This is a genomic window from Pauljensenia sp. OF14-1SRA (assembly GCF_027694595.1).
Taxonomy (GTDB): Bacteria; Actinomycetota; Actinomycetes; order Actinomycetales; family Actinomycetaceae; genus Pauljensenia; species Pauljensenia turicensis_B.
The window spans coordinates 18,267-31,024 of the sequence record NZ_JAQEVQ010000008.1 but is presented as its reverse complement, the minus strand read 5'-3'; the positions used below and the strand labels follow the sequence as shown (position 1 = coordinate 31,024).

11 protein-coding genes and 1 pseudogene are annotated in these 12,758 nt (G+C 55.6%); 4 read left to right on the top strand and 8 right to left on the bottom strand.

Annotation, left to right across the window (positions count from 1 at the left end):
• Window positions 1–55: 55 nt before the first annotated feature.
• The 5 genes from PG731_RS05600 to PG731_RS05580 all read right to left on the bottom strand — a co-directional run bounded on the left by PG731_RS05600 (window position 56) and on the right by PG731_RS05580 (window position 5,698).
• A complete protein-coding gene (locus PG731_RS05600; protein ID WP_270772696.1) occupies window positions 56–481 on the bottom strand; it encodes a cupin domain-containing protein in 426 nt (141 codons plus the stop codon).
• Window positions 482–584: 103 nt separating this feature from the next.
• Window positions 585–1,838 (bottom strand): radical SAM family heme chaperone HemW, encoded by a 1,254-nt coding sequence (hemW, locus tag PG731_RS05595; protein WP_270772694.1) that lies wholly within the window; start codon window positions 1,836–1,838, stop codon window positions 585–587.
• A gap of 11 nt (window positions 1,839–1,849) precedes the next feature.
• Window positions 1,850–2,704: a tRNA (guanosine(46)-N7)-methyltransferase TrmB gene (gene trmB / locus PG731_RS05590; protein ID WP_270772693.1), complete on the bottom strand. Its 855-nt coding sequence runs from the start codon at window positions 2,702–2,704 to the stop codon at window positions 1,850–1,852.
• Window positions 2,701–4,527: a translation elongation factor 4 gene (gene lepA, locus PG731_RS05585; protein WP_442952655.1), complete on the bottom strand. Its 1,827-nt coding sequence runs from the start codon at window positions 4,525–4,527 to the stop codon at window positions 2,701–2,703. Before lepA ends, trmB begins: the two co-directional genes overlap by 4 nt.
• A 148-nt stretch (window positions 4,528–4,675) precedes the next feature.
• Window positions 4,676–5,698 carry a hypothetical protein gene (locus tag PG731_RS05580; RefSeq protein WP_270772689.1) on the bottom strand — a complete coding sequence of 341 codons (1,023 nt, stop codon included), beginning with the start codon at window positions 5,696–5,698 and terminating at the stop codon, window positions 4,676–4,678.
• Between the two features lie 470 nt (window positions 5,699–6,168).
• On the opposite strand from PG731_RS05580, the gene rpsT reads away from it, so the two are divergent.
• Complete coding sequence (gene rpsT, locus PG731_RS05575) at window positions 6,169–6,432, top strand: 30S ribosomal protein S20 (protein WP_006681291.1); 264 nt, start codon at window positions 6,169–6,171, stop codon at window positions 6,430–6,432.
• Window positions 6,433–6,556: 124 nt separating this feature from the next.
• Here rpsT and holA read toward each other — a convergent pair whose 3' ends face one another.
• The 3 genes from holA to PG731_RS05560 are packed head-to-tail and all read right to left on the bottom strand — an operon-like array spanning window position 6,557 to window position 9,885.
• Window positions 6,557–7,543 (bottom strand): DNA polymerase III subunit delta, encoded by a 987-nt coding sequence (gene holA, locus PG731_RS05570; RefSeq protein WP_270772687.1) that lies wholly within the window; start codon window positions 7,541–7,543, stop codon window positions 6,557–6,559.
• Window positions 7,544–7,546: 3 nt separating this feature from the next.
• The gene (locus PG731_RS05565) at window positions 7,547–9,142 is read right to left on the bottom strand and encodes a ComEC/Rec2 family competence protein (RefSeq protein WP_270772685.1); all 1,596 of its coding nucleotides are present in this window, start codon (window positions 9,140–9,142) and stop codon (window positions 7,547–7,549) included.
• Window positions 9,139–9,885 carry a helix-hairpin-helix domain-containing protein gene (locus PG731_RS05560; protein ID WP_270772683.1) on the bottom strand — a complete coding sequence of 249 codons (747 nt, stop codon included), beginning with the start codon at window positions 9,883–9,885 and terminating at the stop codon, window positions 9,139–9,141. The genes PG731_RS05565 and PG731_RS05560 overlap by 4 nt, the downstream gene beginning before the upstream one ends.
• A 149-nt stretch (window positions 9,886–10,034) precedes the next feature.
• Here PG731_RS05560 and PG731_RS09175 point away from each other — a divergent pair.
• The 3 genes and pseudogenes from PG731_RS09175 to PG731_RS05545 all read left to right on the top strand — a co-directional run.
• Window positions 10,035–10,244: pseudogene (locus tag PG731_RS09175) on the top strand (hypothetical protein); the annotation flags it as partial.
• 94 nt (window positions 10,245–10,338) lie between these two features.
• Entirely contained in the window at window positions 10,339–11,148 is an 810-nt protein-coding gene (proC, locus tag PG731_RS05550) for a pyrroline-5-carboxylate reductase (protein WP_270772681.1), read from the top strand.
• A 67-nt stretch (window positions 11,149–11,215) separates the two neighbouring features.
• Window positions 11,216–12,562 carry a Na+/H+ antiporter family protein gene (locus PG731_RS05545; RefSeq protein WP_270772679.1) on the top strand — a complete coding sequence of 449 codons (1,347 nt, stop codon included), beginning with the start codon at window positions 11,216–11,218 and terminating at the stop codon, window positions 12,560–12,562.
• Window positions 12,563–12,758 lie beyond the last annotated feature (196 nt).

The window sequence follows — 12,758 nt, the reverse complement described above, 5'->3', positions numbered from 1 at the left end:
ACCGGATCACTCCGGTATCACCCGCCCCTTTTAAGGCTCAGCCCTTCTATGAAGCTCAGTGTTCGCCATGCTCCAAGGCTTCGGCTTCCATGGCTTCTTCGTAGGTCACGTGGATGGTGCCATGTGCGTGCTCTGGCGGAGCGTAGATCGAATAAACGCGAAGGGGCTCATCACCGATTGCGGTGACGTTGTGCCAGGAGCCAGCCGGAACGAAAATGGCATCATCGTCTGAGGCTTCGACCTCGAAGGACAGATCATCCTTGGCCGGCCCCATCTGCACCAGGCCGCGCCCGCCTTCGATGCGGAGGAACTGGTCGTGGTCTTCGTGAATTTCCAGGCCGATGTCGTGTCCGGGCTGGATGCACATAACGGTGAGCTGCAAGTTCTTACCAGTCCACAGGGTGGTGCGGTAGTTGGTGTTTTCCATCGTCGCTTCTTCGATGTTGACGACGTACGGGTTGGGTCCCATGTCTTGGCTCATCGTGCCCTCCTATTGACGGATCATCTGCGGCCAGTAATGACCGCGCTCCCTTTCAAGGATAGAGGCACCCCTATAGGAATGCAGTGGCAACGAGAGATGAAGGTCAGAATCCCATGAGTTCGCGGGTCACATAATCGGCGAGAAGTCGCCCTTTCAGCGTCAGAACGACCCGCCCTTTCAGCGCATTTACTCCGTCGATCAGCTGGTCTGCGATCAAGCCTGGCAACGCGTGGATATTGATGACATCCGACGTGCGTATGCCTTCGGAGGTGCGCACGGCGAGCATGACTTTCTCCAGTGCTCGAGCATCGGACTGAAGTATTTCGCCCGCGAGCGCCGGAGAAACTCCCGCTTGCACGCGCCCCGCGTAGGCGGCCGGGTGTTTGACGTTCCACCAGCGGTAACGTCCCACGTGCGAGTGCGCGCCGGGTCCTAGCCCCCACCAGTCCCAGTCACGCCAGTAGGCTAGGTTATGTCGGCTTGCGTGACGTAGTTCGGTCGGTTCCACGCCAGCTTCGTTTACGTCCGGGCGCGCAAAATTCGAAATTTCGTACCATTTGAAGCCCGCGTCAGTAAGGACCTGGTCAGCGAGTTCGTATTTGATTGCTTCGTCGTCCGGGTCCGGCATGGGCAACTCACCGCGAGCGACCTGCGCGCCCATTTTTGTGCCCTCTTCGATCACCAGCGCATACGCACTAATGTGATCCGTTTCCAGAGCGACCGCAGCATCCAACGACCGATGCCAATCATCGATGCTCTCCCCCGGCGCCCCATAGATCAGGTCGACGGACACGTCCAAGCCAGCATCGCGCGCGGCTTGGACGACAGAGGGGACTTTCTGGGGATTGTGCGTGCGGTCCAACGTTGCAAGCACCTGAGGTACTGCTGACTGCATTCCGAAAGAAACCCGAGTGACGCCCGCCTCCTTTAACTTGAGCAGCCCCTTGGCGTCGATTGAATCGGGGTTCGCTTCAATCGTGACCTCGGCTTGCTGTGCGATCCCAAAATGATTTCGCAGGCTATCGAGGATGTGTGCCACTTCGTCGGTGTCAAGAAGAGTGGGCGTTCCACCACCGATGAAGACAGTTTCAGCTGGTCGCGGTTCAAATCCGGCATTCACGAGGCCGCGCCTACCGAATTGTGCTTCGGCTTCAATGGAGCGTGCGTATGAGCCAGGCTCTGCCCCCACACCGAATCCTGTTGTGTACGTGTTGAAGTCGCAGTATCCGCATCGAACCGTGCAGAACGGAACGTGCACGTAGAGCGAAAACGGACGCCCTTGGTCAACTTCAGCTATTGCTGAATCAAGATGGCCATCTTTCGGCCATTCAATTCCATCGGGTTGGACCGGAGGCAACAGCCAGCTCCTTATTCCGCCTGATCGGAAGTGTTTTCACCCTGGGTCGTACGCGCATGAGTGGTTTCACGAGGCAAACGAACTCCGACAACATCGTGGGCAACACGACCTGCGTCAAGGCCCCGGGTTTCAAAGTGCGTGACAATGCGACCTGCAAAGCGAGGGGCAAAACCACCGCGAGTCGGCTGTTCATCGGATTCGTCGGGGCGCTCGCCTTCGTAGGGATTAGCGAACAGCGGGCATCCCTCTACTACGTCGCGCATCTGCCACGCGTAGTTGTCCCAGTCGGTTGCAAGTCGCCAGATACCGCCATCAGCGAGGACTCGTGCAACCTCGAGAGCAAACTCGGGGGACACAAGACGACGCTTATGGTGACGCGACTTCCTCCACGGATCGGGGAAGAATGTCCAAACCTCGTTAGCGGCTGAGTCGGCGAAAACAATCGGGAATGCCTGCTGAGCATCGGCTTCGATCACACGAACATTCGTTACTCCAGCCTCAACGGCTTTGGAGATCAGCTTCGCGATACCGGGCACCCACACTTCAAATGCCAAGTAATCACGTTCAGGGTGCGTGCGAGCCGCTTCAACGATCTGTTCGCCTGTGCCCGATCCGATTTCAACAGTCAGAGGGGCCTTGCGAGCGAAAAGTTGAACCGGATCCAAGCGGAAAGTATCGGCGACAGTCGTATAGCCGATCCCCCGCTCAGGTTCGATCACATACTTCGACGCGTGAGTATCCCAGGTTCGCTGGAGATTCAGCGGGAGCTCACGACTACGACGTGTAAACGACTTGGTCCGCGCGAAGAAGACTTCCCCTTCGGGAGCCTCTCCTGAGCGATAGCTGGGGCGATCCGCCACAATCACTTCTTTCCGGTTGGAACATCCGATGTCAGGGCTGCGATGAAGGCTTCCTGTGGCACGTCCACGCGACCGATGGACTTCATGCGCTTCTTGCCTTCCTTCTGCTTTTCAAGCAGCTTGCGCTTACGCGTAATGTCACCGCCGTAGCACTTAGCCAGCATGTCCTTACGCAGTGCCTTGATCGTTTCGCGAGCAATAACGCGTGCACCCACTGCTGCTTGAACAGGGATTTCGAACTGCTGGCGGGGGATCAGTTCCTTCAAACGCTTCGTCATCCGCTGACCGTACGCATATGCAGCATCGCGGTGAACAATCGCGCTGAACGCGTCAACGCGGTCACCGTTGAGCAAAATATCGACCTTCACCAGATCGGCACTCTGCTCACCCTTCTCCTGGTAATCAAGCGAGGCGTATCCGCGAGTGCGCGACTTCAACTGATCGAAGAAGTCGAACACGATTTCTGCCATAGGCAAGGTGTAGTGGAGCTCGACGCGTTCTTCGGACAGGTAGTCCATGCCCTTCATGGTTCCGCGACGATCCTGGCAGAGTTCCATGATCGTGCCGGTGAAATCAGTCGGCGTCAGGATTGTTGCTTCAACAAGAGGCTCGCGAACCTCTAAGATCTTCCCTTCGGGGAACATCGCTGGGTTTTCAACGATGATCTCGCTTCCGTCTTCTGCAACGACCGTGTAGACAACGTTCGGCGCTGTTGCGATCAAGTCGAGTCCGAATTCGCGTTCCAATCGCTCCCGGATGATTTCGAGGTGCAACAGGCCCAAGAAGCCACAACGGAACCCAAAGCCGAGGGCTGCCGACGATTCAGGTTCGAAGGTGAGCGCTGCGTCATTGAGCTGAAGACGTTCAAGGGCATCTCGCAGATCAGGGAAGTCCGAACCGTCAACCGGGTAGATACCGGAGAAGACCATCGGACGCGGATCCTTGTATCCGGACAGCGGTTCCTCAGCGCCTCGAACGTTCAATGTCACCGTGTCGCCGACGCGCGACTGACGCACGTCTTTCACGCCCGTGATGAGGTAGCCTACTTCGCCGGCGGCAATACCTTCGCTGGGCATCGGTTCTGGCGAAATCACACCGATTTCAAGCAGTTCGTGGGTCGCGCCGGTCGACATCATCTTGACGCGCTGGCGCGTGGACAGGGCACCATCAACGACACGAACATAGGTCACCACACCGCGGTAGGTGTCGTAGACGGAGTCGAAAATCATGGCTCGGGTTGCACCGTCTGGGTTGCCATTCGGAGCGGGAACGACTTCGACGATACGATCCAGCAACTCGGCAACGCCTTCACCGGTCTTACCCGACACTTTCAGGACCTCGGATTCATCGCATCCAATCAGCTGAGCAACCTCGGCAGCATACTTTTCAGGCTGAGCACCGGGCAGATCGATCTTGTTCAAAACGGGAATGATCGCAAGATCGTTTTCCAGAGCGAGGTAAAGATTTGCCAGAGTCTGTGCTTCAATACCCTGCGCAGCATCAATCAGAAGAACCGCGCCTTCACACGCTGCAAGCGATCGAGAGACCTCGTAGGTGAAGTCAACATGACCGGGCGTATCGATCATATTGAGCGCGTACGCCTGGCCATCTCGTGTCCACGGCATACGAACAGCCTGAGACTTAATGGTGATGCCACGCTCACGCTCAATATCCATACGATCGAGGTACTGAGCGCGCATATCACGCTGCTCAACAATGCCGGTCAACTGCAACATGCGGTCAGCAAGCGTGGATTTACCGTGGTCAATGTGCGCGATGATGCAGAAGTTTCGCAGGCGTGACTGCTCGGTGTGAGCAGGACGAATCATTTCCACTTGTGCGGGCGTAGGGATTGGCACGGTACCTCCAATAGATATTCCCCTTTATCGTCCCATTAACGCGCCCCCAAGTGCCAACTATGAGCGCGCGACCTCGCGCACATCACGTTCTTCCCTATAAAAGAACTGCGCTGCATCCCTACTCTTCACCTTCCATCGCTCCGATCTGACGATAGCTTTCACTAATCTGGCGGAAGCTTTCGATCTCTTCTCCTTCCAATTCCTCGGGGGGATCATTGACGAGCATCTCTGAAAGTTCGATAACCGCCTGCGAATCATCCATATCAATCGACGCAGCAAGAAGAACACAATGAATCTCAAGTGTCAGCGGATTATGCGCCCCAAGGACCTCTAGGCAGTCAGCGAACGTCTGCTTCCACTCTTTCATCGCCTGTTTTCTGCGCCCCAGCAAGAATTTTGTTCGAGCAATCTCCCCGCGTAGGCGAAGAGTTCTTCCGTCTTGAAGCCCCCACTTCTTCTTTGAGATCCCATGCAGGCTTCGATAAATTTTTAGTGCAGAGTCGTACTTATCAGCCAGCACCAAGGCTTCAGCCAAGTTGTCTTGCGCACTCATCGCCAGCGAGTCGTCTTCGGCCAAGCACGTACCCATATCGCGCACAACGCGCCGATAAATTGAAACGGCCTTTGTAAAGTCGCCCCTAGCTTTAGCGGGCATCGCGGAATTTGTTCGCACCGCCCACGCGAGCTCGCTGTGGTTCCCCAGGACATGCTCAACATCGCGAATCAGAATCCGGTAGTTCTTATCGATATTGTGGTATTTTCCCAGCGTCGCCTGCCAGTAAAGCTCAGAATTACGGGCAACCAACACATCCTCATCCAACGGTCCCAGGTTGTTCAGTCCGATTTCGGTAGCGATACGTGCCAGGCGAAGACAGTCGGTTGCTTGGTCATTGAGCGCATACCAATCAACAAGTGCCCGAGCAATCGTCAATCGCTCGCGCACATCAACTGATTCGTCCTTGACCAGCTCCTCAATCTTTGCGATCACCTCGCCCGAGTCTGATTGGAGTGCCTCCTCCATACGCTCGCGCACACGCATGTGCGAAAAACCCGTGCCACTCCCACCCCAGTCAGGGGCATGCGAATCGGCGGGATTCCCTGCCTCGTCGATAGGGGTGGCAGACGTGAACTGAAGTGCCATGATCGCGTTCCTCCTTGTACGCATTGGTAATTGGTGCACCCACTATCTGCCTTCGATGAAAAGTGCGCCATCTTCCCAGTGGCAAATTGTGGATAACTCAGGGGGTGTGCACTGTGTGGATAACTTCGCACCGTCGTACGAGCACTTCACGAAAGTCCGGCTCAGGATCGAAGAAGTCCCATTCTTCGTATGCTTCGTCTACCACTCGCGACAGTGGCATTGACGAGGTTGAGATTTCTGAGGCTTTGAAGCACACGCATAAGCGCGTTTAGTGAGCGCATTCACGCCCACTTTCCGCTAAGAAAATAGCGCTCGGCGTATCGCGCTGGTAACGTTGTTAGTCGGACTCCCGGCCTGGTCGGGCAGGGGGTCTGGTCCGAACCGTTTGCGGATGTCCCCACGTCCCAGTCCCGGTTCTGACACAGCCCTCACCGACCCTGTAATCACTTCAAGCAAGGAGTTTTCCGACTGTGGCGAACATTAAGTCTCAGATCAAGCGGATCCGCACCAACGAGAAGCGTCGTCTTCGTAACCAGTCTGTGAAGTCCGAGCTCAAGACGCTCGTTCGCAAGACCCGCGAAGCTGTTGAAGCAGGAGACAAGGAGCTCGCAATCGAGTCCCTCAAGACCGCTTCCCGCAAGCTGGATAAGGCTGTTTCCAAGGGTGTTATCCACAAGAACCAGGCCGCTAACCGCAAGTCCAAGCTTGCAAAGCGAGTTTCTTCGCTCGGCTGATCGCTAATTCTTCACCTTTGGGGTCGCATCCACGTTAGATGCGACCCCAAAGTGTTTTTATACGACGTGTTCATCAGGCAACGGACGGACGTGTAGGATAACCCGTTCACCCGCGAGCTTTAGTTTAACGCCTTCGATGCAACCGGCAGATCGTCGTAATGACCTTTTCAACTGCGTAGCGCGGGTCGCGGGACAAGCCTTTTGTTTCACTGTCTGCAAGTCCAACCGCTTGGATAGCACCTGCGAGCGAACGATCGTTCCACCCCCGCAACTGGCTACGCACGATATTCACCTGCCACGGTTGCATTCCCACGTTGACTCCGCGTCCGCTTGATGAGGCAGATACTTTCGCCATCTGTCGGATCTTGATTGCCAGGGCGGCGACAAGCTGTTGAGGTTCAACACCCGTAGCGAACGCGTGCCGTACAAGGGTGAGGGCTCGCGATGTTTCACCAGCGATGGCCGCATCGGCTACTTCGAATCCGCTGGCTTCAATGCGTCCCGCGTGGTAGCGACGCACGTCCTCTAGCGTGATTATGCCTTCGCAGTCAGAGAGAAGCTGGGCAACTGCGGCCGCCATTTCGCGCAGGTCGGAGCCAAGCGCGTCAACGATCGCTTGCATCGCATCACGATCCATCTGACGATGAGCACGGCGAACATCAGAGCGGATCAGCTCAAGCTTGTCTCGGTCAGATTTAATGATTTCTGCGGGGATAACGGGGAATTTAGCTTTTGCGATAGCATCGGTGACCTTTTTTCCCTTTGCGTTTCCGCCGGGGTGAACCAGAAGAAGCCACACATCGAAGGCAGGGGCCGCAATATAGGTCAAGAGGTCGTTGGCAAGAGCGTCGCTCATCGTTTCAAGGTCACGAATGATCACCAGTCGGCTTTCACCAAACAGTGATGGCGAGGCAATCATGTCCAGTTGACCCGCCTGATAGGTGGCAGCGTTCAGGTCTGTGCGTTCAAGGTTTGGATCTGCAGAACGCGCCTGCGAGCGCAGAGAATCAAGAGCGCGATCGATCAGCAGCCCTTCTTTGCCCTTAATCAGGACAATAGGAGCCAGTTCAATAGCAACCGGAGCTGACGGTTTAGTTCCCCGACTACCCATTGATTACCTCTCTTTCTTCGCACGCCCTATAAGTCTGACACGTTCCATGTACACATGCGTTTGCACTCTACGTAGTAGGGGGATGACGAGTGCACGCTTCCAGTAGAGCACCAGTGTCGCGCTCACAATGCTAGCGACGATCACATCACGGTGCGAAAGCTGATGACTAGCCCCTGGAAGGTGTGCAAAGAAGAAAGCAACGTTCGTAATCCACCGCGTGAAGAACGCTGATCCTTGCGCACACGCGTGAGCGAGCCAAGGAGAGACTCCAAGCAGGCATGTTGCCGCGATCGCCAGCAATGTCGCCGGCGCAACCGCTACCGACGCCATAACATTCGCCGGTATGCCGTATACCGGGACGCGTGGGTTGGCAAGAAGCAGGATGGGGAAAGTCATCACATAGCAACTGACTGGGATTGCCAAGTAGTCAATCGCGATGCCAATTGTTTTGCCGATGCGTGTATCTGAGCGGATTCTTCTGCGCCGATAATCGAGGAGGCGCCGAGCGATCACAACAACTCCAAAGGTCGCCGCTACGGAGAGTGAAAAACCGAAGTTACTTGCGACCCACGGGTTGAACAGGATTGATCCGATGGTGACTGCGCTTAACGTCGTCACCCCTTGTTTTCCCCTACCGCTAAACTCTGCCCCAATCCCCAACGCCGAGGTGAGTACCGCTCGCATTACTGCAGGCGTTGCCCCAACTATTGCAACCACGATGGTCAGAATTGCTGCGATTCCGAACAGACGAAAACGTGTGCGGCCTCGTAGGACGAGGGCGGCAACTCCCATGATGATCGCCAAATGCGAGCCGGAGACTGCAGTTAAATGCGACAGTGAGGTCCGGCGAAAAGCTTCCTTCAGTTCTTTCGTCATAGCAGAGTCATCACCGATTGCCATTCCCGGAACCAAAGCTTGCGCTTGAGGTTCCAAGTCAGCAACCAGATCGACGAGGCCGGTGCGAATTCTTCGCACCGCAGCTCGCCACCCTTGTGGCCTAGCAACACATTTCAGTTTCGAGGTGTGAATGATTCCTGCCCAAGGAAGATGCGCGCTGAACTCAGTGTCGATCACTCCCCTAGTTTCAACTGTGTCCCCACGATAGAGAGAGGGCCAGTGGCTTCCTGTTAGTCGCACTTTGATAGGGCTAGTTGGTCGCATCGATTGTGTGCCTGCGTGTGTCACGCGAAGGGAAACGATCTGCGAATTTGACGAAAACTGCCCTGAGACTTCAGATGGATCATCTTCTAGTTCGCCACGTATCGTGATCAGCGATCCAGTTTGAGCCGCTTGGAAGACCTCGGTGCGCCGTGCACTGTTGTGAGCGACCGCTCCCAAACACACGGCCACAACAGTGGCAAAACTAACCAGTGCTAGCAGGGCTCGCAGGGAACCAAATGGGATCAGGTTGTGACGCCCTTGGCGTGGCTGAACCGCATTCAACGATGCCAGCATCCACACGCACCCCAGGCTTGTAGCGCCCGCAACAGCAGTTACGGCCGTGTTGCTGTCCGTTTTCGTTCCGAAGAGGGCACCGCACCAGACTGCCACCGCCACGGGGGCAAGACGCCAATCATGCATTGTCGGTGGCGGTTTCATTGACACACCCGAGAACGGATCTTCTCTAGTAGTGCTGGTCCTATCCCCGGCACCGCATCAACGTCATCCACCGATTGGAACGGGCCGGATTGGTCTCGGAACTCTTTGATTCGCCGGGCAAGTGCCGGACCAACGCCATCTAACTGCTCGAGAGCACCAACATCGGCCGTATTCAGGTCAATACATGAGCTCCCAGTTGTTGATGCGGTCGGCGACGAGGAATCAGAAGGTGTGTGTGCGACCTCGCCCAGCCGAGGAATCACAATATGTTCCCCGTCCACCAGTGGGCGCGCTAAATTTACTTGTTCAACATCGGCATCTTCTGCCACTCCGCCCGCTTCTTCGAGTGCGTCAGCGACCCGTTTGCCCATTTCTAGGGTCACTAGGGACGGGGAATTGACCGCTCCCGTCACATAAACGGTGACCTGTTCTATGCTCTGTTGAGGTGCCGGAAGCGACGCGGATTGGCCGGCGGATGACGCTACCTGAATCGACTGCGCAGACTCAGTGCTGGCGTAGTCTCCACCGTCATTCATCTGTTTCGCCGACGATGCCGTGGTTGTTTTCCACACGCCGATCCCCGCAACAAGAAGAACAACGACTCCCAGTAGCATCATCGATTGAACCGACGGGAGCAGACGCACCTTCCACTCGGGACGTGGCTCATCGAGCGGATCCTCATCTTCAGGCTCAAACACTGCCTCGGTCAGACGAGCGACATTCAGACGATTCGTGACATTCATGCGCACACACTAAGAAGCAATACCTCCTCACGTACCTACGTAATGAGAAAACTGTGGATAACTTATCCGGCTATCAACAGGTTGGCGTGAGTCACGCCACCCGGCCTCGTTCTCCTTGAGGATGAAAGGCAGAACGTCAAGCTCAGACATTCCCCGAAACGCCTTTGGCATTGGACGAGGTTCTGACACATCGTGGTACCGGACAAGCAGGTGTCACGGTTCTCAATGAATCAGGTCGCCCAACTCCGATTGCGCCGACATCCATGTGGGCACCGGCTTGCGTCAGGGAGCGACAAACGCTGACTTTGAGTAGGGCTCCAAATCGGACAGGCGCGCACGCTACGGCCTATTCCAACTAGGCTAAGGGCTTAAGGAACACAGCAGTGGCGAGCAATTCGCTTTATCCACTGCGAGATGCTTCTTCATCAAGCAGAGCCTGAAAGAGGAATCGACATGCGCATCGGATTTATTGGAGCCGGTTCAATGGTCGCCGCAATTGCACGCGGTGCGGTTGCCGCTGGAATGAACGGAGCTGATTTCCTTTTCACTGACGCGAATGGTGTCCATGCTCCGGCGCTTGCCCGCGAAGTTGGTGGGCAGGTTGCTTCATCCAATGGTTCGCTCGCTCATCAGGTTGATCTGCTTGTCCTTGGGGTGAAACCTCATATTCAGCCTGAAGTGATCGCACAGATCGCTCATATCGTTCGCGAGCGTCCAGATATGGCCGTTGTTTCTTTGGCTGCCGGTCGCACCCTTGATTCGATGCTCCACGATTTCGGCGCAGCGGTTCCGTTGATCCGCGTGATGCCGAATGTCAATGCACAGGTTGGCCAGTCAATGAGCGCAATCTGCTCTCAGGATGCAACCGAGGCTCAGCTTGGAGCAACCGAACGCCTGCTCGGCGCTGTCGGGCGTACCGTGCGAATCAGCGAGAAAGAATTCCCTGCGTTTATGGCGTTGGCAAGTTGCTCGCCCGCGTGGGTTTTCCAGATTATTGAGACGCTTGCCCGAGCCGGCGTGAAACATGGGTTGACGAAGTCTTCTGCCACCTTGATTGCCGCCCAAGCTGTTGCTGGCTCAGCGGATCTGCTTCTTGCAAGCCAAGAACGCGGTGTGAATGCTGCCCAGCTTATTGATTCGGTCTGCTCGCCCAGTGGCACCACGATTGCCGGTCTGCTGGCCGCTGAAAACACCGGTCTGTCCCCCGCACTTGTTACAGCTGTCGACGCTGCCATTGCACGCGATCAGGAAGTGTCTTCCTGATCTTTGTCTGTCCTGCGCGTAATCACTTCCAGTTGCGCGAACCCGACTAAGAAAATCCCATCTCCCAATGAATGCTGTTGTCATTTCAGTCATCATCATGCTCGCGCTTTCGATTGCGCGTGTGCATGTCGTTATCTCCCTGTTCATTGCTGCTCTGGTTGCGGGTCTGACCGCACATATGGGCATTGAAGGCACGATGGTTGCCTTCCAGGATGGCCTAGCTGGTGGCGCGAAGATCGCGCTTTCCTATGCTTTGCTTGGCGCCTTCGCCATGGCGGTTGCGCATTCCGGCCTGCCTCAATTGCTTGCCGACTGGCTTGTTTCGAAGATGAAGAGCGCTGACCCTTCTCGAGGTGAACGCATTCGTTCCGTGACGAAATGGAGCATCGTTGCGGGTGTTGTTGCCATGGGCATCATGAGTCAGAACCTGATCCCGATTCACATTGCGTTTATCCCGCTTCTAATCCCGCCAATTCTTGGCGTGATGAACACGTTGAAGATGGATCGTCGTCTTGTTGCATCGGCGATCACGTTCGGTATTATCACCACCTACATGTTCCTGCCGATTGGTTTCGGTCGTATTTACCTGCATGACATTCTGTTTGCGAACATTGAAAAAGCTGGGATGAACCTCACTGGTGTGAACCCGGTTGTCGCAATGGGTATCCCCGCTCTTTCGATGCTTGTTGGTTTGATCATCGCGTTCTTCTCCTATGGGAAGTCACGTGAGTACAAGCCCACTACTAGCGAATACACGCGCAAGATCGAAACAATTGAGCCTCGTAAGGTGTGGGCTGCGCTGTTTGCAATCATCGTCTGCTTTGTTATTCAGACCGGGTTGACGCTGGTTGATTCTGCTGCTGACCCATTGCTTGTGGGGGCGCTTGTTGGCCTCTGCATCCTGCTGTTTATGCGCGTTGTTCCGTGGCAGAAAGCTGATGACGTTTTCTCTGGTGGCATGAAGATGATGTCCCTGATTGGTCTGATCATGATCACCGCTCAGGGATACGCCTCAGTACTCAACGAATCCGGCGCAATTGAACCGTTGGTTCAGCAGACCGCTGATCTTTTCGCCGGTTCCAAAGTCATCGCAGCGTTCGCGATGTTACTTGTTGGTTTGATCATCACGATGGGCATTGGTTCGTCGTTCTCGACCCTGCCGATTATTTCTGCGATCTACGTTCCGCTCTGTGCGACGCTCGGTTTCTCCCCTGTTGCGACGGTCGCTTTGATCGGTACTGCGGGCGCCTTGGGTGATGCTGGTTCGCCTGCCTCTGACTCAACCCTTGGCCCCACAACCGGTCTGAATGTTGATGGTCAGCACGACCACATGCGGGACACTGTGATCCCCACGTTCCTGCACTTCAACATTCCGTTGCTCATCGGCGGTTGGATTGCTGCTGTTGTTCTCTGATTGAGGATTTCACACTCGCGTGGCTGGCTACGAAGGAGACTTCGTAGCCAGCCTTTTTGTGTTTCATTGACGAGGTTCCTACCCGGGCCTCGTTGATTGATCGCCAGGGGTGGAAAGGTCGCGAATACCCGATGTGCACGTTTGGTTTTCCCCCTGAAATCCCACTACTCTAGTGGGGTACATGTCCACGACTCGG